A 20,317-nucleotide genomic window follows, 5' to 3' on the forward strand; every position below is an offset into this window, starting at 1 on the left:
GCCCACCAGTTGGCGTCGCCGAGCATGGTCATCAACGCTGGCAGCACCACTCCCCGGATGATGGTGGCGTCCAGCAGGATCGCCGCCGCCAGACCGATGCCGAGCTGCTTCATGTCGATCGTGCTCAGCGTGGCGAAGATCGAGAAGACCCCGACCATCACGATCGCCGCGCTGGTCACCACCCCGGCCGACGAGGTGATCCCGTACGACACGGCGTCACGGTTGGGCAGGCCGGACCGGACGCCCTCGCGGATCCGACTGACCACGAAGACGTGGTAGTCCATCGAGAGGCCGAACAGCACCACGAACAGGAACAGCGGCAGCCAGGACACGATCGCGCCCATCGACGTGAAGCCGAGCAGCCCCTGCGCCCACTCGCCCTGGAAGATCAGCACCAGCAGGCCGTACGCGGCACCGGCGGAGAGCAGGTTCAGCGCGATCGAGCTTGCCGCGATCACCACCGACCGGAAGGTGAACGCCATGACCAGGAAGGTCAGCACCAGCACGAAGCCCATGACCAACGGCAACTTGTCCCGGACGTGCTGGGCGTAGTCCTCGCTGTCGGCGACGCTCCCGCCCACCGCGTACTCGATGCCGGGAATGCCGCGCAGCTCGGCCGGGACCAGGTCCCCGCGCAGCCTCTCCAACGACTGCACCGACCGGTCGTCGCGACTGGCGTACGGGGTGGGGACGTCCAGCACCGAGACCCGCCGGTCGGCCGACACCTCGATCTTCGGGCCGTCCGCCTCGGCCGGGGCGAACAGCGGATCGCCGGCCGCACGGGTGGACAGGCCGGTGAGGGCGGCGCGTACCCGGTCGACCTGGTCGGCGGGTGCCCGGACGGCCACCACGTGATTGGTGCCGGCGCTCGGGAAGGCGGCAGTGAGCCGGTCGTACGCCTGCATTGCCGGAGTGGTGCGAGGCAGGTCCTCCATGCCGGGGAACTTCAGCTTCATGCCGAGCGCCGGCGCGGCCAGCGCGAGCAGCAGCCCGACCGAGATGACAAGCGTCGCCACCGGCGCGCGCAGCGCGGGCCGGAGCACCGCCGGCCACAGCCGGGGCGCGCGGGGCTCGCCGTGCCGGCCGGTACGCGGCGCGGTCAGTCGCCAGAGCAGCGGCACCCGGGGCCGGTCCACCCAACGGCCGAGCCGGGCCAGCAGGGCGGGCAGGACGGTCAGTGAACCGGTCACCGCGACGGCCACCACGAGGATCGAGCCGATGGCGAGGGACGAGAAGACCACGTCGCCGGCGAGCAGCAGCCCGGCCATCGAGATGATCACCGCGAAGCCGGAGACCACCACCGCGTGCCCGGAGGTCTCCGCGGCGATCTCCACCGCGTCCAGACCGGACCGACCCTTGGCGCGTTCCTCCCGCTCCCGACGGATGTAGAACAGTGAGTAGTCGACGCCGACCGCCATGCCGATCAGCAGGATCACCGGTGCCGTGGTGTCGGTGGCCGGCACCAGGTGCGAGGCGAGAGTGGACAGACCCATCGCGGCGGCCACCGAGGAGAGTGCCAGCAGCACCGGCACACTCGCCGCGATCAGCGCGCCGAACGCGATGATCAGGATCGCCAGGGTGACCGGCAGACTGAGCAGCTCGGCGCGCTTGAAGTCCTTACCCAGTGTGTCGTCGAGGGCCTGGCCGATCGACGGTCCGCCGACCTGCTCGACGCGCAGCCCGGGGTACGCGTCCTGCACGGTGGCGGTCGCGTCGCGCAACGGCTGCACCCGATCCGAGGCCGTCTCCGGGTCACCCGACATGGTGATCGGCAGCAGCAGCGCCGAGCCGTCCCGCGCGGTGACCGGCTGGCCCACCCCGGCCACCCCGGCGACCGTACGCAGCCGGGCCGCCGCGTCGTCGGCCGCCGACTTCGCCGCCGCCTGGTCCAACGCGCCACCACGGGAGGTGATGAGGACGTTGTCGACGGCCGGGTCGTCGAAGTCACCGGCGTCCACGATGAGGCTGGCCCGACCCGCCTCGCCGATCGCCTGGTCACCGCTGGTGGCCTCGTTGAGTCCGGCGGCGTTGCCGCCCACGAAGCACACCGCCACGAACACGGCCCACAGCGCGATCGCCCGCCACGGGTGCTCGGCGCTCCACCGCGCCAGCCGCACCGTCACCGGTCTTCTCCCCATCTCGGGTCCCCCTGTCACGTCAACCCCCTGTCAACGGTGCTGACGTTAGGTGCGTGACGAGGCGGTCACATCGGGGATCGACCCGGGCCCACCCTGGAACCACCGGACCGGGTGCGGGGGTGCGTCCGCCAGGGTCGAACCCCGATCCGGACGTACACCGGGGTCCACCCCGGAGCGACCCGCCGCGACCCGCCGGCATCGCCCCGAGCCGGCTCCGGGTCATCCCCGGAGGGAACCCCGAGGCCGTGGCTGACAGCGCGGGCAGCTGTACGAGGACCGGTTCATGAACGCCTCGCGGCGGATCGGCGAGCCGCACCGCCGGCACGGCTCGCCCTCGCGGCCGTAGGCGTTGAGCGCCCGGTCGAAGTAGCCACTCTCGCCGTTGACGTTCACGTAGAGGGCGTCGAAGCTGGTGCCGCCCTCACTGATCGCCTCGGCCAGCACGTCGCGGACGTGGCCGAGCAGGCGCTGAGCGGCCGGGCCGGTCAACGCGTCGGTGGGTCGACCGCCGTGCAGCTGGGCGCGCCAGAGCGCCTCGTCGGCGTAGATGTTGCCCACCCCGGAGATCAGGGTCTGGTCGAGCAGTGCCCGCTTCACCTCGGTGTGCCGGCGGCGCAGGGCCGCGACGAACGCCTCGTCGGAGAACTCCGGGTCCATCGGGTCGCGGGCGATGTGCGCGATCTCGTCGGGCAGCTCGGCGCCACCCTCGCTCACCGAGAGCCCGCCGAACGTGCGCTGGTCGACGAAGCGCAGCTCCGGGCCGTCGTCGTTGAACCGGAACCGGACCCGTAGGTGGGTCTCGTCCGTCGTCCCGGGTGGCTGGAGCAGCAGCTGACCCGACATGCCGAGGTGCCCGACGATCGCGTCACCGCTGTCCAGTGGCAGCCACAGGTACTTGCCGCGACGGCGGGCGTCCAGCACCGTCCGGCCGGCGAGCACGTCGGCGAAGTGCACATCGCCGGGAGCGTGCCGGCGAACGGCACGCGGATGACGAACCTCGACGGAGGCGATCCGACGGCCGACGACCCACTGGGCCACCCCCTGTCGGACGGTCTCCACCTCGGGCAGCTCAGGCACGCCGCCGACCCGTCTCGTGACCGTCGGCGCCCCCGGCCGGCAGTGCCTGTGCCAGGTGGTCGGCCTGCTCGGCCTGAGCCGCCCGCTCGGCGCGCTCCAGCGGCCCGAACGGCTCGTCGCGGTCGGCCGAGTCGTCCCGAACGGTCGGCTGCTCCTGGCGATCGTCGCCGGCCCGACCATCCTGGCCGTCGCCGCCGTTCTGGCCGTCGCCGCCGTTCTGGCCGTTCTGCTCGGCGAGCGTCCGCCAGGCGGCCTCGGCGGCCCGCTGCTCGGCCTCCTTCTTGCTGCGCCCCTCGGCGCCGCCGTACCGGATGCCGGCCACCACCACCCAGGCGGTGAACGTCTTGAGGTGATCCGGGCCGGTGCCCTCGATCCGGTACTCCGGGACGCCGAGACCGAGCGCCGCGGTCAGCTCCTGGAGGCTGGTCTTCCAGTCCAGGGCGGCCCCGCGACCAGCCGACTCGGCCATCAGCGGGTCGAAGAGCCGGTGGATGACGATCCCCGTGGTGTCCAGGCCGTACTGGAGGTAGATCGCGCCGAGCAGCGCCTCCAACGTGTCGGCGAGGATGCTCGCCTTGTCCCGGCCACCGGTCGTCTCCTCACCCTTGCCGAGCAGCAGGTACGCGCCGAGCCCGTCCGGGCCCAGACCGCGGGCAACGTCGGCGAGCGCCCGCATGTTGACCACGCTGGCCCGCAACTTGGCCAACTGACCCTCGGGCAGGTCCGGGTGGTTGTGGAACAGCGCCGTGGTGATCACCACGCCGAGCACCGAGTCGCCGAGGAACTCCAGCCGCTCGTTGGTCGGCAGCCCGCCGTTCTCGTACGCGTACGACCGGTGGGTCAACGCGCGCTGGAGCAGCTCGGGTTCCAGGCTCACTCCGAAGGCGGCTTCCAGGTGACCGACGGACGCCCGCCGCCGCTTGTCGTTGCTCATGTGCGTACCTCGGTGTCGGTGGAGCGGTCGGTGCGATCCGTCGCGGCGTCGCGGTCGAGCAACGCGGAGACCAGATCGGTGGCGCGCCGCCGCCACAGGTGGGCGGCGAGAGCTATGCCGGAGGCGACGTCGTCGGCGCGGGCGGACCCGTGACAGACGACCACCGTCCCCGCGACGCCCAGCAGGGCCGCCGCGCGGGGCGCGCCGCCCTGGGCAGGTGGGCCGCCGGCCATCGCGTACGCGCCCTCGATGGCCTTGAGCAGCACGTTACCGGTGAAGCCGTCGGTGACGACGACATCGGCGCGCGCACCGAGGGCCACGTCGTACCCCTCGACCAGGCCGACGTAGCGCGCCCCACCGGGCAGCGGTTCGACGGCGAGCAGCGGGTCGGTGGCGCGGCGGACCCGGTCGCCCTTGCCGGCCTCGGTGCCGACCGAGAGCAGCCCGACCCGGGGCGCGGCGATCGAGTGGGCCACCGCCGCGTACGCGGCGCCGAGCACGGCGTGGCGGGCGAGGGTGGCCGGGCGGGGTTCCAGGGAGCCGCCGACGTCGAGCAACACGACCGGCCCCGCCACGGCGGGCAGGGTGGCGGCCAGCGCGGGTTGGCGGATCTCCGGCGAGCGGCCGAGGCCGAGCACGGCCGCGGTGACGGTGGCGCCGGTGGCGCCGGCGGAGACCAGGGCGTCGGCGGTCCCGTCCCGGACGGCGGTGACCGCGGCCCGGACGGTGCTCTCGGAGCGGGCGGCGCTGGGATGGTCGGCCATGCCGACGACGTCGCGGACGGGCCGCACCGTGATCCGGGCACGTTGCGCCGGATCGAGGGCAGCAATCAGCTCGTCGGCGACCTCGGTCGGACCGACGAGAAGCAGATGCAGGTCAGGGTCGGCGCGCATGGCCCGCAGAGCGCCGTCAACCACGACGGCGGGAGCGTCGTCCCCGCCGAGGAGGTCAACGGCGATCCGCGCGGCGCCCGGCTCCACCGGAACGCCGGCCGGATTGGGCCGGCCGGCGTCGGAGGGAGCCGGAGCACCGGGCGAATGCCAGGATGCGCGTGCCGCCCGACCTGGGGTCGGGGGCGTCACTCGGCGTCCAGGTCAGACCTCGAGAACCTGGCGGCCGTTGTAGGTGCCGCAGACGGAGCAGGCGGCGTGCGGCAGCTTCGGGGACTTGCACTGCGGGCACGCAACGGTCGCGACCACGGTCGCCTTCCAGTTCGCCCGGCGGGACCGGGTGTTGCTGCGCGACATCTTGCGCTTCGGGACGGCCACGGTTCTTACTCCTCTGTAACGGTCAGTTGCGACAGGCCCGCCCAACGCGGGTCGATCTGCTGGTGACTGTGGTCGGCCGGCAGATCGTCCCAGTGCGCCCCGCATTCGGGGCACAGTCCTGGGCAGTCCTCCCGGCAGAGCGGGTTGGTCGGCAGCGTGAGCACCAACGCGTCCCGCAGCGCCGGCTCCAGGTCGATCAGATCGCCCTGCATCCGGCCCACCTCGTCCTCGTCGGTCGTGGCGTCCGTGGTGCTGTCCTCGTACGCGTACAGCTCCTGGATCGTCACGCCCATCGAGTCGTTGATCTCGCGCAGGCAACGGCCGCACTCGCCCCGGACGGGACCGGTGATGGTCCCGGAGACGAGCACGCCCTCGGACACGGACTGCAACCTCAGATCGAGGTCGAGGTCCGCGCCCTCCGGCACGCCGATCAACTCCACACCGAGGTCCGCCGGTGCCGGCACGACCCGCTGGACCTCACGCAACGCGCCAGGGCGACGCGGCAGGTCCCTCGTGTCGAGGACCAGCGGCGACCTGGGGTTGAGTGTCGATGGCGAGTGCTTGGGCATAGTTAGACTCCGGCCGGTGAGAGGCCGACAAAAAAGGTTACCTGGGCGACCGCCGGACCGTCGAACCGGGGGCGACGCCTGCCTGAGAAGTCGGCTGGTGAGGTGCCGCTCAGAAGGGTAGCGGGCGTTCCGCCTCATCCCCAGCGAAGGTGCCGATCTCTCGCAGCGCGTGCATCTTGTCCCGGCCGCGCTCTATCGAGGCCAGCGCCCGGGTGAGGAACTGCTCGAAGTTGGCCAGCGCGGTGTCGACGTAGTCGTCGACCTCCTCACGCAGGCGCTGCGCCTCGGCGCGGGCCTCGCCGATGATCCGGGCGCCCTCGTGCTCGGCCGACACGGTGATCTCGTTCACCGAGACCAGGCGGGCGTGTTCTGCCTCACCCTCGCTGATGATCCGGTCCGCCTCGCGCTTGCCGGCTTCCATGATCTTGTCGCGCTCCTCCAGGAGCGCGGCGGCGCGACGCAGGTCGGCGGGGAGATCGGCACGCATCTCATCGAGGGCAGCGATCATCTCACCCCGGTCGACCATGCAGTTGTTGCGCGACATCGGGACGGAGCGGGCCTGCTCCAGGATGGCGATCAGTTCGTCGATGCGATCGAGCGGGTCCACCGGCTACCTCACTCCTGTCGTTCGTCGGCCGACCTCCATGATGCGGGCTACGGCCGTTCCCCGCGCCACCAATCATGTCGTGCCGGCCCCACCGCCGCCCCACTCACCCCAACCCGGCGAGTCGCGACATAGTCACCCGCAGCTCCCGCCGCGCCTCCCTCGCGCCGATCTTGCACTTCCGGTCGCGCCAGACCACGGCGAAAGGGGGCAATCCGAAACCACAAGTGCAAGATCGCGAGGGCGTGGGGGCAGGTCAGGGGCGGGGGCCCAGGCGGGCCTGGAGGGCTTCGCGGACCGGGTCGGGGACGTGGGCGGAGATGTCGCCACCCCACTTGGCCACGTCCTTGACCAGGCTCGACGAGAGGAACGAGTAGAGCGGGTTGGTCGGCATGAAGAGCGTCTCGACGCCGGCCAGACCGATGTTCATCTGGGCCATCTGCAACTCGTAGTCGAAGTCGCTGACCGCCCGCAGGCCCTTGATCAGCACACTGGCCTGCTGGGCCCGGCAGAAGTCCACCAGCAGCCCTCGGAACGACTCGACCCGCACGTTGCCGTACGACGAGGTCACCTCGCGGAGCATCTCGATGCGCTCCTCGACGGTGAACAGGCCACTCTTCGACTGATTCACCAGCACACCGACGATCACCTCATCGAAGAGCCGGCTGGCCCGCCCGATGATGTCGAGGTGTCCGTTGGTGACCGGGTCGAACGAACCGGGGCACACCGCACGTCTCATGATCGGCGACCGTACCAAAGGGTGGTATCGCCGTAACGGCGACTGCGCTCGGGGGTGATCCCCTCCACCCAGTCGAACTCCCTGGTACGGCGGGACCGCTCCACCACCACCAACGCGTCGGGCGCCAGCCAGCCGCCGTCGACCAGCGCGGCCAACAGCGCGGTGATCTCCTCGTCTGGAACCGCGTACGGCGGGTCGGCGAAGACCACGTCGTACGCCTCGCCGTCCGGTCCGGCGGCCAGCACCGTCGCCACCTTGCCGGTGACCAGACGGGCCGCCGGACCGGCACGGAGGGCGGCCACGTTCTCCCGGATCACCCGGGCCGCCCGCGGGTCGGACTCGACCAGCAACACGTGCCGGGCACCCCGGGAGAGCGCCTCCAGGCCGACCGCGCCGGAGCCGGCGTACAGGTCGGCGAAGCGGGCGCCGTCGAGATCGACCTCGGCCTGGACGGCACTGAACAGCGCCTCCCGGACCCGGTCCGAGGTGGGTCGGGTGCCGGCGCCGGACGGCGCGGCGATCCGCCGGCCACCGAGCGTCCCGGCCACGATCCGGGTCACCGTTTCCTCCTGCTCATGCCCGCGACGCTACGCGATGCGGCCCGGACCCGGTCAGCACGGCGCGGATCCGGGGAGTTGGCCGGCCGGCGACGACGGGGAGCACCTGAGCAGCTCCGACGGTGCGGTATCCACCGTGGAGCCACGGCGGACGAACCCTCCCCAGTGACCGGATCGGCACCTTCGGTATATCAAAGATCACGAATCAGTGACATTGCCGGATGGCAATGATCTGAACTCCCCTCATTAACCACCCATCAGTACAGTCTCCCCCTGTCCCCGCTTTCGCCGCGGGAACACCACCGCGTCGCGCGACGCCACCGGTGAGCAGGTGACCCCCCGGCCACGATGTCTCCCGGCCTCCCGCCACGCGATCCGTACCCCCCTCACCAGGAGCAGGCGTGAACCCTCCCAAGTCTCCGTTCCGGCGCGTCGCGGCCATCGCCGCGGGCGCGTTGATCGGCATCGCCGGCGTCGGCGTCCTCGCGAGCCCCGCGAGTGCCCACCACCCCGAGCCCTCCGGCACCTACTGCCTGACCTCCGACGGCCAGGTCAAGGTGACCTGGACGGTCGGCAACAGCGAGAACATCGACGCGAAGATCACCACGCTGAAGTCGACCGTCCCGGCCGAATTCACCGGCAGCCTGGCGCAGGACGCCACTCTCCCCGCGAAGGGCGAGGGTTTCCTCACCGGCACCCAGGCCCACCGCTTCGACCAGAAGCGGCCGACGATCGAGCTGACCGTCGAGGCCCGCTGGGTGCGCTCCGACCGGATCGTGACCGAGTCGCGGACCGTGGCCGCCGAGCCGAAGGGCACCTGCGCGGCAGAGGCCACGCCCTCGCCCAGCAGCCCGACGCCGACCGCCACTCCGTCGGCGACCCCCACCCCGACCACCCCTGCCACCTCGCCGTCGCCGAGCCAGCCTCCGACCCAGAGCCCGACCCCGACTGCCACCCCGGCTCCGGCGGAGCCGGTGGGCTCGGTCGAGTCGACCTGCGACAAGCTGACCTTCACGATCGAGAACCCCGCCGACGGTGAGACCGTCACGCTCACCCTGACCCCGAACAAGGGCGAGGTGAAGACGCTGGTCGTCAAGCCGGGCGAGACCGGTTCCGTCTCCTTCGACGCGACCGAGGGTCTCGTCGTCACGCCGGCCGCCGAGGGCCTCGACGACACCGCGCCGATCGCCTGGGAGCAGCCGGCCGACTGCGCCCCGGGTCAGGGTGGCGGTAAGGACGAGCCGGCCCTGCCGCTGACCGGTGCCGCCACCGGCGGCATCATCGCCGGCGCCGTGGTGCTGCTGGCCGCCGGTGCCGCCCTGTTCGTGGTGGCCCGTCGTCGTCGGGTCCGCTTCACCGCCTGAGACAACCCGCTCTGACAGTTGAGGGCGCGTCGACCACCCGGTCGGCGCGCCCTCAACCATGTGGTGGCCTGCGTGGTCAGCCCTTTTCCAGGTACTCCGCGCGGTCCTCGTCCACCAGTGCGGCCACCGAGGCGGCCAGTGCCGGGCTGCGGGCAAGCTCCGGGTCGTCCTCGATCAGGGTGATCGCCTCGGCGCGGGCGTCGCGGATCAGGTCGGCGTCGCGTCGCAGGGACAGCAACCGCAGGTGCGAGCGGTGCCCGGACTGGGTGGCACCCAGCACGTCGCCCTCGCGGCGTTGTTCCAGATCCAGTTCTGCGAGCTTGAAACCGTCGCTCGTGGACGCCACCGCGTCCAACCGTTCCCGCGCCGACGAACCCTCGGCCGCCTCGCTGACCAGCAGGCAGAGCCCGGGGGCGGCACCCCGACCGACCCGGCCCCGCAACTGGTGCAGCTGGGAGACGCCGAACCGGTCGGCGTCCAGCACGATCATCACGGTGGCGTTCGGCACGTCCACGCCAACCTCGACCACCGTCGTCGCCACCAGCACGTCCAGGTCACCGGCCGCGAAGGAACGCATCACCGCGTCCTTCTCGTCGGCCGGCAGGCGACCGTGCAGCACCCCGATCCGCAGGCCGTGCAGCGGGCCCTCGGCCAGCAGCGGAGCCACCTCGGTGACCGCCAGCGGTGGCCGACGGCCGTTGTCGTCCTCGGGTGGCGGTTCCTCGTCGCTGGTCGGCCCGTCACCGATTCGCGGACACACCACGTACGCCTGGTGGCCGGCGGTCACCTCCTCGCGCAGCCGACGCCAGGCCCGGTCCAGGTAGGCGGGCTTCTCGGCGGCCGGCACCACGTGCGAGGCGATCGGCGACCGCCCCCGGGGCAACTGGGAGAGCGTGGAGACCTCCAGGTCGCCGTAGACGGTCATCGCCACCGTGCGCGGGATCGGGGTGGCCGTCATCACCAGCACGTGCGGCGGCTGATCGGCCTTGGCCCGCAGTGCGTCGCGCTGCTCCACGCCGAAGCGGTGCTGCTCGTCGACCACCACCAGGCCGAGGTCGGCGAAGTCGACTCCCTCGTAGAGCAGGGCGTGGGTGCCGAGCACGATGCCGGCGGCACCGCTGGCCACCTCGCCGAGCGCCCGGCGACGGGCCGCCGCGCCCAGCGAGCCGGTGACCAGCTCGACCCGGGTGGCGTGCTCGGCGGAGCCCAGCTCACCGGCCCGCCCGAGCGGCCCGAGCAGGTCGAGCATGCCGCGGTGGTGCTGCGCGGCCAGCACCTCGGTGGGCGCCAGCAGCGCGGCCTGCCCGCCCGCGTCGACCACCTGGAGCATCGCCCGCAGCGCCACCACCGTCTTGCCCGAGCCCACCTCGCCCTGCAACAGACGGTGCATGGGGTGCGGGGTGGCCAGGTCCGCCGCGATCTCCACACCCACCTCCCGCTGACCGGCCGTCAGCTCGTACGGGAGTCGGGCGTCGAAGGCTTCCAACAGCCCGCCCGGGCGCGCCGGGCGGGGCCGGGCCGGCCAGTCGGCCGCCCGGTGCTTGCGCTGCACCAGGGTCACCTGAACGGCGAAGGCCTCGTCCCACTTGAGGCGCCGCCGCGCCTGGTGCAGCGCCTCCTTGCTGGACGGCCGGTGGATCTCGGTCAGCGCGGGGCCCAGCCCGACCAGCTTGCGGCTGGCCCGCACGGCGCTCGGCAGTGGATCGTCCGGCGGGGTGAAGGTGTCCAGTACGACGCGCACGCAGCGCGCGATCACCCAGGTCGGCACGGCCGCGGCGGCCGGGTAGACGGGGATCAGCGCCCCGGCGAACTCCTCGATGTCGTCGCTGACCGCCGCCTCGCCGTCGCCACTCTCGCCGAGCAGGACGTACTCCGGGCCGTTGAGCTGCCGTTTGCCCCGGAACTCGGTGACCTTGCCAGCGAACAGACCCCACCGGCCTGGGCGCAGCTCGCGCTCGCGCCACGCCTGGTTGCCGAAGAAGGTCAACGTCAGCACCCCGCCGGAGCCGTCGCCGACGGTCACCTCCAGCAGGTTGCCCCGCCGCTGACGCATCGGGCGCACCGCGGTGCGCTGCACCTGGGCCAGCACGGTGACCTGCTCACCGACGTCCAGTGAGCGGATGTCGGTGTGTTCACCACGCTCGTCGTAGCGACGCGGGAAGTGGTAGACGAGGTCACCCGCGGTGTGCAGGTCGAGGTGTGAGGCCAGCGCCTTGGCTGTCTTGTCCCCGACCAGCTTCTTCAGCGGAGTGTCCACCGTGGCTGGTTCGCTCATTCGATCCCTACCAGGAGCGGATAAAACGGCTGGCCGCCCGGGTACGCGTGCACCTCGACGAACGGCCAGCGTCGCGCGACGTGCGCGCGGACGGCGTCGGTGAGCCCGGCCGGAGCGTCCACCCCGGCCAGCAGTGTGACCATCTCGCCGCCACCACCGAGCATCCGGTCGACCACGGCCGCGCAGGTGTCGGTGAGGTCGGTGCCGATCAGGTGCACCTCCCCCTCCACCAGCGCCAGCACGTCACCGGGACGGCACGGGCCGGCCACGGTCAGCGCCTCCCGGCTGGCGTGGCAGACCTCGGCGTAACGGCAGGCGCCAGCCGCCTCGGCCATCGCGATGACGTCGTCCTCGAAACGGCGGTCACCGTCGCGGACCGCGAGGGCTGCGAGGGCCTGGACCGGCGAGCGGGTCGGCACCACGCTCACCTTGATGCCGTACCGATGGGCCTCGCGGGCGGCCGCGCTCGCCACCGCCTCGGTGTTGGCGTCGTTGGGCAGCACCACCACCCGGGCCGCGCCGGTGCTGCGGACGGCGTCCAGCAGCTCACCCGTGGACGGGTTGCCCGGCACGACGGTGGCGCCCTCGGCGGCGAACAGGTCGGCGATGCCGCCGCCGGTGGCCACCACCACCGCGGCCCGGCCGGCCACCAACGGGCCGGAGGGCGACTCCGACTGGTCGGCGAAACGGGTGACCGAGATGCGGTACGGGCGGCCGGCGGCGACACCGGCCTCGACCGCCGCGCCCACGTCGTTGACGTGCACGTGGACGTTCCAGGTGCCTTCCGGCTCACGCCCGTCACCGACGACGACCAGCGAATCTCCCAGGGCGTCGAGTGCCCGCCGCAGCCCGGCGACCGCCTCGGCTCGGGCGTCGAGCAGGAACTGCACCTCGTACGCGTACTCATCCGAACCGGTCTCGCGGGCGACGGTGGCCGCCGGGCGGGCCGAGCGCGGCGTCGGGGCGGGCCGGACCGTGCGCTCCCCGGTCAGCACCTCGACCAGGGCGTCGAGCAACACGCACAGCCCTCGGCCACCGGCGTCGACCACGCCCGCGCGGGCCAGCGCCGGCAGCTGTTCCGGGGTGCGGGCGAGCGCCTCGGCCGCCGCCCGGGCCGCGACGCCGGCAACCGTCCGCAGGTCGTCGCTGTCCGCGCCCTCGGCCGCGGTGGCGGCCGCCGCGACCACGGTGAGCAGGGTGCCCTCGACCGGCCGGGAGACCGCTGTGTACGCGGCGGCGGTGCCGGAGCGCAGCGCGGCGGCCAACTCCCGGCCACGCACCGCCGGCACCCCGGCGGCCTGGTCGGCGAAACCACGCAGGATCTGCGAAAGGATCACCCCGGAGTTGCCCCGCGCGCCGAGCAGCGCGCCCTGGGCCATCAGCCGCAGCGCGTGCCCGTGCGCCGTCGGCCCGCTGTCGGGGAGGGTGTCCAGATCCATGGCGAGGGCCTGCTGCGCCGAGGTGAGGGTGAGCACCAGGTTGGTGCCGGTGTCGCCGTCGGGCACCGGATAGACGTTGAGCTGGTCGATCTCGCCCTGGTGGCGCTTCAGTGCGGCCAGCCCGCTCGCGCACCAGCGGCGGACCGCGGCGGCGTCGAGGGTGTCCAGCACGGGCAGAAGCCTACTGGCGCGCACCGACACTCGTCGGACTCGTCCGGCGTGTCCTCGCCGGCCCGGGCCGGCGCTGGCCGCCGCTCCTCGCCGACCTCGGCCGGCGCTGGCCGCGGCGGGGGCGAGCGCCTCCGGTACCCTTGCCGCCGGGCCGGCCCACCACAGGGCGGACGGGCCCACGACCAGGCGTGAGCCGGGGCACGGGCGAGCGCCGGACCGGGCCGGTTGGCCGGGTCGGCGAGTCATCGGGTAACCTGACCAGGTTGCCCGGGCAGCACCTGCCGGCGACCTCATGAACGTATCAATCCCAGGAGTATCCCGTGGCTAGCGTGTGCGACGTCTGTGGCAAGGGACCGGGCTTCGGCCACAACGTGTCCCACTCGCACCGGCGGACCAACCGCCGCTGGAACCCGAACATCCAGTCGGTGCGTACCCCGGCCGGTGGCGGCAACACCAAGAAGTTGAAGGTCTGCACCTCGTGCATCAAGGCCGGCAAGGTCACCCGCGCCTGACGCGGTAGCACCCACCTTTCGTTCGGCTCAGCCGGCGGACCCCGAGGGTCCGCCGGCTCTGTCGTGTGCCCGGGCAGACGCCGCACAGCGGCCCGCCGGTGCATGGCCTGCCGGCCAGGCGCGCAGGTCAGAGGGTGCGGCCGAAGGAGACGCAGCCCTCCGCGTCCTTGTAGAAGCCGAAGTTCGGGATCCGCTCGTACCCGGCGGAGCCGTACATGGCGATCGCCTCGGGCTGCTTGTCGCCGCATTCCAGGACCACCCGCTTGCGGCCCTGCTCGCGCGCGGAGCGCTCGACGGCCGCCAGCACCGCGCGGGCCACACCCCGCCCCCGTGCCGCCGGGGCCGTGTACATCCGCTTCAGCTCCGCGGTGTCCGCGCCGTGGCTGCGCCAGCCACCGCAGCCGACCGGCTCGCCGGCCAGGTAGGCCACCAGGAACGCGCCGTCGGGCGGCTCGAACTCGGCCGCGTCCACCGGGGTGTCGTCGCCGGTGCCGCCGTAGCGGGCACCGAGGTCGGCCAGTGCGGCGTGGATCAGGTGCTGTGCCACCGGCGCGTCGAACCGCACCGCCCGGATCTCGATCTCACTCACGGTATCCAGGGTACGGCCGCCGGCGGGCCTCACCGGAAGTGGTCCCAGCCGGCCGGGCCGTCGTAGGCGCTGCCGTCGACCGTCACACCGGCACCGTCGGTGACCAGGCCGATCGGCCGCCAGCCCGACGGCAGGACCACCGCCGGGGGGAAGGTCGCGGCCAGCGCGTGGTCGTCGCCACCGGCGAGGACCCAGGTGTACGGGTCGACGCCGAGTGCCTGCGCCGCGTCGGCCATCTGCCGGGGCACCTCGAACCCGTCGCGGCGTACGTCGATCGCCACCCCGCTGGCCGCCGAGACGTGCCCGAGGTCGGCGAGGAGCCCGTCCGACACGTCGATCATGGAGGTGGCGCCGAGCTGGGCGGCTTGCGGGCCGGCCTGGTAGGGCACCTGCGGCCGCCGGTACGCCTCGACCAACAGCCGGGGCGTACGGAAGCCCCGGTTCAGCACGGTCAGCCCGGCTGCCGCGAACCCGGTGCGCCCGGCCAGGGCGAGCACGTCGCCCGGTCGGGCCCCCGAGCGCAGCACGGGCGGACGGCCCGCCAGGTCACCCAGCGCGGTGACCGCGACGGTCAGGGTGGGACTGGCCGACATGTCCCCGCCGACGACGCTCGCGCCGACCGTAGCCGCCTCCGCGGAGAGCCCGTCCGCCAACTCCTCCGCCCAGGCGGTGTCCAGGTCCGCCGGCATGCAGAGAGCGACCAGCAGGGCGGTCGGCGTGGCACCCATCGCCGCGATGTCCGCCAGGTTGGCGGCTGCCGCCCGGTGCCCGACGTCACGGGCGGAGGACCAGTCCCGTCGGAAGTGCCGCCCGTCGACCAGCACGTCGGTGGAGGCCGCCACCCGGCCGTCCGGCGCGGCCACCACCGCCGCGTCGTCGCCCGGGCCGAGCAGGGTCGTCGGCCCGTACGACAGCCGGGCGGTGATCTTCCCGATCAGCCCGAACTCCCCGATCCCGGACACCCCGACGCCGCCGCGGGCGTTCCGCCCGTGCTGCCCGGCTCCGCCGTGCTCGCTCACCGCTGCTCCTTGACCACCGATAGGGATCAGACCTGGTCCGTAAGGTAGTTTCACCCTTCGGGCCGCTCCCGGGCGGCGACGGACGGAGGTCGAGTCGTGGTACAGGCGTACATCCTCATCCAGACCGAGGTCGGCCGCGCACGTGACGTGGCGGGTCTCATCGCGGACATCCCCGGCGTGGTACGCGTCGACGCCGTCACCGGGCCGTACGACGTGGTCGTCCTCACCGAGGCGAACACCGTCGACGAGCTCGGCAAACTCATCGTCAGCAAGGTGCAGATGGTGCCCGGCATCACTCGCACCCTCACGTGTTCGGTGGTGCGGCTGTAAGTGGACGAGATGACGACCTCCTCCTCGGCTCTGGACGACGACGGGGCGCGCGACGCGGCCGACGGGACGTCCGAGCCGGCTGACGGTAACCGGGAGTCGACCGATCCCGCCGCCGCCGCGCCGGCCGGCCGCGATCGGACCATGCGTGGCGCGGCCCTGCTGGCCACGTTGATCGCGCTGCCGATCACGCTGCTGGTGGCCATGCTGGCCTTCAGCAAGCTCAGCCCGGACACGCCGGCCGCCGCGCCGACGCCCTCCGCGACCACCGCGCGGGTGCAGTCCACCACCCCGGTGGAGATGGCCGCCCCGGCGCTGGCCGCCCGCCCGGCCACGGTCTGCCGGGCCCTGCTCTCCCAGCTTCCGGCGAGCATCCGCGACCTGGCCCAGCGGCCGGTCACCGCCGGCCCGGAGCAGAACGCCGCCTACGGCGACCCCGCGCTCACCGTGGCCTGCGGCGGCACCGAGCCGGCCTTCCCCAGCACCGACGAGGTCTGGACGGTCAACCGGGTCTGCTGGCACCTGGCCGAGCAGGCCGACGCGGCGGTCCTCTCCACTGTCGACCGGGAGACGCTGATCACCGTGCGCGTCCCGCGCTCGTACGAGCAGCCGTTGCAGTGGTTGCCGACGATCTCCAGCACGATCGTGGCGAGCGTGCCCTCCGGCGGCGCGATCCCGTCCGGCTGCCAGCGCTGAACTCGAACCGACTCCGCCCGCGCCGGCTGACCTGCGCGGGCGGGGTCGGACGGCTCAGTGCAGGCCGACGCCGCGCCGCTGGGCGGTACGGATCAGCCGGTTGACCAGCTTCGGGTACTCCAGACCGGAGGCCGCCCACATCCGCGGGAACATCGACGTCGGGGTGAAGCCGGGCATCGTGTTGATCTCGTTGAGGTAGACGTCCAACTCGGGGGTGACGAAGAAGTCGGCCCGGGCCAGACCGGCGCAGTCCAGCGCGGTGAACGCGCGGACCGCGTACTCCTGCACCTGGCGGGTCACCTTCTCCGGCAGGTTGGCCGGAATGTCGTACTCGCAGGAGTCGTCGAGGTACTTCGCCTCGAAGTCGTAGAAGTCGTGGTCGGCGACGACCCGCACCTCGGCCAGCACGGACGCCTCCGGCGTGCCACCGGCCTCGCCCTCCAGCACACCGCACTCGATCTCGCGGCCGACGATCGCGGCCTCGATGATGACCTTCGGGTCGAACTGCCGGGCGGCGGCGACCGCCGCGTCCAGCTCGGCCCAGTCGGTGACCTTGCTGACGCCGAACGACGACCCGGCGCGGGACGGCTTGACGAAGACCGGCAGGCCGAGCCGCTCCTTGTCCTGCTCGCTGAGCGTCATGCCGTTGCGCAGCACGGCGTACGTGCCGACCGGGATGCCCTCGACGGCACAGAGCTTCTTGGTGAACTCCTTGTCCATCGCGGCCGCGGAGGCGAACACGTTCGCCCCGACGTAGGGGATGCCGGCCATCTCCAGCATTCCCTGGATGGTGCCGTCCTCGCCGTAGGTGCCGTGCAGCACCGGGAAGACCACGTCCACGTCGGCCAGCGCCCGGGGGCCCTCGGTCGGGTCGAGCACCATGAGTCCGTTGCCGGTGGGGTCGGCGCGCAGCACGATGTCGTCGCCCGAGTCGGCGGTGATCTCCGGCAGCTGACGGGCGTTGATCGCGAGCTGGGCGGGGTCTCCGTTGGTCAGCACCCACTGGCCGGCCCGGGTGATGCCCACCGGCACCACCTCGAACTCGTCCGGGTCGAGTGCGCCGAACACGCTGCCGGCGCTGACGCAGGAGATGCCGTGCTCCGGGCTGCGGCCGCCGAAGACGATCGCCACGCGGGTCTTGCCTGGGGTGGTCACTCCGGTCACCTCTTCGTACGCGACTGCGGCTGGTCGTGCTCGCCGGTGGCGCTCACCCGGTTGACCTTACTGTGCGTGGCCACCGGGCGAGGCGATACCCGGCGAGCCACGGCACGACACGGCAAACGGTCAGGAGAGGATATACGGTGTGTAACCGGATGGTAGCCGTGCCACAGACCGCTGACCTGGGGCTGCTCAGTCCCGGGAGTGCCGGCGGCCGACCGCGATCACCTTCACCCGCTGTCGACCGGCCCGCACCATGCCCAGCGCCATGAACGCTCCGGCGATGCGGTCGGCGGCCTCCCGGCTGCTGGCGCCGACGACCTGCCGGCGCCGTTCCGGCGCGACCCGCTCGTTGCGGTTGACGCTCTCGACGGGGCGCACGTCGGTGAGCACCACGAGGAAGCGGGTCATCGCACGCCGCCCGAGGGTACGGCGGGGGGCTCCGGGCGGGTTCGCACGTCGTCTCCTTCCGGCAGGCCGGGATGGAGGGGCGGCACGCGACGATCGGGTACGGGGGAGAAACCCGATCGCCGCGCGCCCCATCCCCTCCGGTCGCTCACCACCACCGTCGCCACGACAACCGGCGGTGAGGACGCCATCACAGATTGACACGTGTATAGGCGTGAATGCAACTCCCATCGACGTTCTCTCATGCAGACGTTCCCGCAAATGTATGCGACCATCGATGCATGGCTCCGAAGACAGCCCGCGCCCGCCGGCTCGGCATCGCCCTGCGCCACCACCGGGAAGCCGCCGGGCTGACGCTGGAGACCGCGGCGGATGAGATCAACAGCACCCGCAGCACCCTCTCCCGCTACGAGAACGCCCAGACCCTGATCAGCCCCGCCACCGTGCGCGCCCTGCTCACGTCGTACGGGGTGAGTGCCGAGGAGGTGGCAGCCGCGGTGCAGCTCGCCAAGGACGCCCGCAAGCCCGGCTGGTGGGTGTCGTACTCCTACCTGCTGAGTCCGCGCACCATCGACTTCATCGCGCTGGAGGCCGAGGCGACCGCCATCGCCAACTTCGAGCCCTCGGTGGTGCCCGGCCTGTTGCAGACCGCGGACTACATCCGTGGCGTGATGCGCGGCGGGCCGCACACCCTCGGCGACGACCTGGTGGAGCAGCGGGTCAAGATCCGGCTCGACCGACAGCAGCGGCTCACCGCCGACCAGCCACCCATCCTCGACGCGATCATCGACGAGGGCGCGCTGCTACGGCCGGTCGGTGACCAGTCGGTGATGAACGGGCAACTACGGCACCTGGTCAAGATGGCCGAGTTGCCGAACATCAGCGTCCAGGTGATCCCGCTCTCCGCCGGCTACCACCGGGGCACCCGGGGTTCCCTGCACATCCTCGAGTTCGCCGACCCGGAGGACCCGATCATCGCGTCGGTGGAGACCGTCGCGGGTCAGATGATCCTCGACCGCGCCGGCGAGACGCGTACCTGCACCAAGATCATGGAGCATCTCCGAAGCGTGGCGCTCAGCCCGGCGGACAGCCGCGAGATGCTCCTGTCAGTCCTGAAGGGACGGTAGGACCGATGACCCCGATGATCACAGCGGCCTTGGCCGCGGCGCCGTGGCGCAAGAGCAGCCGCAGCGGCGACGAAGGCGCCTGCGTGGAGGTGGCCGCGATCCCACAGTTCGTGGCAGTCCGCGACTCCAAGGACCCGGCCGGCCCGGCCCTGCTGTTCCCAACGGCGGCCTGGGCCGCCTTCGCCCAGGCGCCACCGCAGCGCTGACCAGAGGTGCCGAGCCGGTGCGGGCCGAGGCCCGCGCCGGCTCAGGCAACCAGCGGGCGGGGCTCCGGAACAGCGCGCAGCGCCTCCAGCGCGGCGATCGCGACGCCTCGGGCACCGGCCATGTCCCGGTCCGGCACCAGCGCGAAGGTGGCCACCGCCGCCTGCTCCTCGCGGAGCACTGTGTGCTCGCGGACCGTCGCCAGGAACCAGTCGCGGAACTCCGGTGCCGCCTCCACCACCCCGCCTCCGACGAAGTACGCGTGCGGGTCGGTGAAGTTCGCGGCGACGGTGAACAGCCGCCCCAGCGCCTTCGCCTGCTGGGTGAAGAGGTCCCGCGCGAGGGCGTCCTCGCGCTCGCCGTACCCCCGGACCAGCTTGGCCGCCCGGGCCACCGGCTCGGCGGCGAGCGGGTGGTCGGGGTACCGGGTCAGCCAGTACGGCAGCAGGTTGCGTTCGATGCCGGTCAGCGAGGCGACGCTCTCGACATCTCCGGTGAAGCCGCAGGCGCAGGTGGGCTCCGGCTGATCCGGGCCGAGCAGCCCGTTCAGCGGGATGTGCACGTGGCCCAACTCCCCCGCCATCCCGGCCGCGCCGGCGATCACCCGACCGCTCTCGACCACACCGCCGCCGAGGCCGGTGCCGACGATCGCGGACACCGACGAGCGGTTCATCGCGTCGGCACCGAAGTAGACGTGGTGGGCGTAGAGCGCGGCCGCGTTGCCGTCGTTGTGATAGATCACCGGCAGCCCGAGCCGTCGCTCCAGCGCCCCTCGCACGTCGAAGCCGCGCCAGGCCGGCTGGGAGAAGTTGGTGGAGCCCCGCGACGAGATGACACCCTCGGCGCTGGCCGGGCCGGGAGTGTCCAGCCCGACCGCCTGGACCAGGTCACGCGGCACGCCGGTCTGCGCCAGGGCGCCGTCCAGCGCCTGGGCCAACGCCTCGATCGCCGCCTCCGGCCCGGCGCGCACCTCGCTGGGGATCTCCAACAGCCCGTCCACCAGGAAGTGGCCGTCCACCGTCAGCACGGTGGCGTTGTTGCTGGTGCCGCCGTTGTCCAGCCCGACGACCACCGGCACCCCTGCGCTGCCCACCGAAACCGCCTCCCGCCGTCATGAGTGTGAGCCGAGGCTAGTGCCAACC

Annotated in this window: 22 protein-coding genes; 6 read left to right on the forward strand and 16 right to left on the reverse strand. The window is 72.5% G+C overall.

What is annotated here, in order from left to right; translation table 11 throughout:
* The 9 genes from DLJ58_RS30330 to rsmD all read right to left on the reverse strand — a co-directional run.
* Positions 1–2,138, reverse strand: a 2,138-nt coding sequence (locus DLJ58_RS30330) for an MMPL family transporter (RefSeq protein ID WP_148098019.1), incomplete at its 3' end; no start/stop codon positions are given.
* Between the two features lie 219 nt (positions 2,139–2,357).
* On the reverse strand, positions 2,358–3,215 hold the full coding sequence (gene mutM / locus DLJ58_RS30335; RefSeq protein WP_124861601.1) for a bifunctional DNA-formamidopyrimidine glycosylase/DNA-(apurinic or apyrimidinic site) lyase: 858 nt from the start codon (positions 3,213–3,215) through the stop codon (positions 2,358–2,360).
* Positions 3,208–4,149 carry a ribonuclease III gene (gene rnc / locus DLJ58_RS30340; protein WP_244219197.1) on the reverse strand — a complete coding sequence of 314 codons (942 nt, stop codon included), beginning with the start codon at positions 4,147–4,149 and terminating at the stop codon, positions 3,208–3,210. Before rnc ends, mutM begins: the two co-directional genes overlap by 8 nt.
* Positions 4,146–5,129: a phosphate acyltransferase gene (locus DLJ58_RS30345; protein ID WP_112582010.1), complete on the reverse strand. Its 984-nt coding sequence runs from the start codon at positions 5,127–5,129 to the stop codon at positions 4,146–4,148. Before DLJ58_RS30345 ends, rnc begins: the two co-directional genes overlap by 4 nt.
* Positions 5,130–5,243: 114 nt before the next feature.
* On the reverse strand, positions 5,244–5,417 hold the full coding sequence (gene rpmF, locus DLJ58_RS30350; protein WP_030335284.1) for a 50S ribosomal protein L32: 174 nt from the start codon (positions 5,415–5,417) through the stop codon (positions 5,244–5,246).
* Positions 5,418–5,422: 5 nt separating this feature from the next.
* Positions 5,423–5,986, reverse strand: a complete 564-nt coding sequence (locus DLJ58_RS30355) for a YceD family protein (protein WP_110562455.1) — start codon at positions 5,984–5,986, stop codon at positions 5,423–5,425.
* 109 nt (positions 5,987–6,095) lie between these two features.
* Positions 6,096–6,593 (reverse strand): SPFH domain-containing protein, encoded by a 498-nt coding sequence (locus DLJ58_RS30360; protein WP_030335287.1) that lies wholly within the window; start codon positions 6,591–6,593, stop codon positions 6,096–6,098.
* 253 nt (positions 6,594–6,846) lie between these two features.
* A complete protein-coding gene (coaD, locus tag DLJ58_RS30365; protein WP_091393067.1) occupies positions 6,847–7,329 on the reverse strand; it encodes a pantetheine-phosphate adenylyltransferase in 483 nt (160 codons plus the stop codon).
* On the reverse strand, positions 7,326–7,889 hold the full coding sequence (rsmD, locus tag DLJ58_RS30370; protein WP_124861604.1) for a 16S rRNA (guanine(966)-N(2))-methyltransferase RsmD: 564 nt from the start codon (positions 7,887–7,889) through the stop codon (positions 7,326–7,328). The genes coaD and rsmD overlap by 4 nt, the downstream gene beginning before the upstream one ends.
* A 398-nt stretch (positions 7,890–8,287) precedes the next feature.
* On the opposite strand from rsmD, the gene DLJ58_RS30375 reads away from it, so the two are divergent.
* Complete coding sequence (locus tag DLJ58_RS30375; protein ID WP_124861607.1) at positions 8,288–9,250, forward strand: LPXTG cell wall anchor domain-containing protein; 963 nt, start codon at positions 8,288–8,290, stop codon at positions 9,248–9,250.
* A 76-nt stretch (positions 9,251–9,326) separates the two neighbouring features.
* On the opposite strand, the gene recG is transcribed toward DLJ58_RS30375, so the two are convergent.
* A complete protein-coding gene (gene recG, locus DLJ58_RS30380) occupies positions 9,327–11,525 on the reverse strand; it encodes an ATP-dependent DNA helicase RecG (protein ID WP_124861610.1) in 2,199 nt (732 codons plus the stop codon).
* Positions 11,522–13,135: a DAK2 domain-containing protein gene (locus tag DLJ58_RS30385; protein ID WP_124861613.1), complete on the reverse strand. Its 1,614-nt coding sequence runs from the start codon at positions 13,133–13,135 to the stop codon at positions 11,522–11,524. The genes recG and DLJ58_RS30385 overlap by 4 nt, the downstream gene beginning before the upstream one ends.
* A 320-nt stretch (positions 13,136–13,455) precedes the next feature.
* Between DLJ58_RS30385 and rpmB the strand changes: the two genes are divergently transcribed.
* Positions 13,456–13,647, forward strand: coding sequence for a 50S ribosomal protein L28 (rpmB, locus tag DLJ58_RS30390; protein ID WP_011905179.1), 192 nt, complete (start codon positions 13,456–13,458; stop codon positions 13,645–13,647).
* A gap of 127 nt (positions 13,648–13,774) precedes the next feature.
* On the opposite strand, the gene DLJ58_RS30395 is transcribed toward rpmB, so the two are convergent.
* Complete coding sequence (locus DLJ58_RS30395) at positions 13,775–14,236, reverse strand: GNAT family N-acetyltransferase (protein WP_124861616.1); 462 nt, start codon at positions 14,234–14,236, stop codon at positions 13,775–13,777.
* 29 nt (positions 14,237–14,265) lie between these two features.
* Positions 14,266–15,255, reverse strand: a complete 990-nt coding sequence (locus tag DLJ58_RS30400; RefSeq protein WP_124861619.1) for a thiamine-phosphate kinase — start codon at positions 15,253–15,255, stop codon at positions 14,266–14,268.
* A gap of 96 nt (positions 15,256–15,351) precedes the next feature.
* On the opposite strand from DLJ58_RS30400, the gene DLJ58_RS30405 reads away from it, so the two are divergent.
* Together DLJ58_RS30405 and DLJ58_RS30410 are read left to right on the forward strand one after the other, a co-directional pair.
* Entirely contained in the window at positions 15,352–15,585 is a 234-nt protein-coding gene (locus tag DLJ58_RS30405; protein ID WP_030487446.1) for an Lrp/AsnC ligand binding domain-containing protein, read from the forward strand.
* A gap of 9 nt (positions 15,586–15,594) precedes the next feature.
* Positions 15,595–16,278 (forward strand): DUF3515 family protein, encoded by a 684-nt coding sequence (locus tag DLJ58_RS30410; RefSeq protein ID WP_124861622.1) that lies wholly within the window; start codon positions 15,595–15,597, stop codon positions 16,276–16,278.
* Between the two features lie 54 nt (positions 16,279–16,332).
* Here the strand turns inward: DLJ58_RS30410 and DLJ58_RS30415 are convergent, their stop codons facing one another.
* Both DLJ58_RS30415 and DLJ58_RS30420 read right to left on the reverse strand, forming a co-directional pair.
* On the reverse strand, positions 16,333–17,433 hold the full coding sequence (locus DLJ58_RS30415) for a D-alanine--D-alanine ligase family protein (protein WP_091393084.1): 1,101 nt from the start codon (positions 17,431–17,433) through the stop codon (positions 16,333–16,335).
* 195 nt (positions 17,434–17,628) lie between these two features.
* Positions 17,629–17,847 (reverse strand): hypothetical protein, encoded by a 219-nt coding sequence (locus DLJ58_RS30420; RefSeq protein WP_124861625.1) that lies wholly within the window; start codon positions 17,845–17,847, stop codon positions 17,629–17,631.
* A gap of 278 nt (positions 17,848–18,125) precedes the next feature.
* On the opposite strand from DLJ58_RS30420, the gene DLJ58_RS30425 reads away from it, so the two are divergent.
* Positions 18,126–18,971, forward strand: a complete 846-nt coding sequence (locus DLJ58_RS30425; protein WP_124861628.1) for a helix-turn-helix domain-containing protein — start codon at positions 18,126–18,128, stop codon at positions 18,969–18,971.
* A 5-nt stretch (positions 18,972–18,976) separates the two neighbouring features.
* Positions 18,977–19,177: a DUF397 domain-containing protein gene (locus DLJ58_RS30430; RefSeq protein ID WP_124861631.1), complete on the forward strand. Its 201-nt coding sequence runs from the start codon at positions 18,977–18,979 to the stop codon at positions 19,175–19,177.
* Between the two features lie 41 nt (positions 19,178–19,218).
* On the opposite strand, the gene DLJ58_RS30435 is transcribed toward DLJ58_RS30430, so the two are convergent.
* Positions 19,219–20,268, reverse strand: coding sequence for an ROK family protein (locus DLJ58_RS30435; protein WP_124861634.1), 1,050 nt, complete (start codon positions 20,266–20,268; stop codon positions 19,219–19,221).
* Between the last annotated feature and the right edge of the window lie 49 nt (positions 20,269–20,317).

The organism is Micromonospora arida (genome assembly GCF_003857035.1).
GTDB lineage: Bacteria > Actinomycetota > Actinomycetes > Mycobacteriales > Micromonosporaceae > Micromonospora > Micromonospora arida.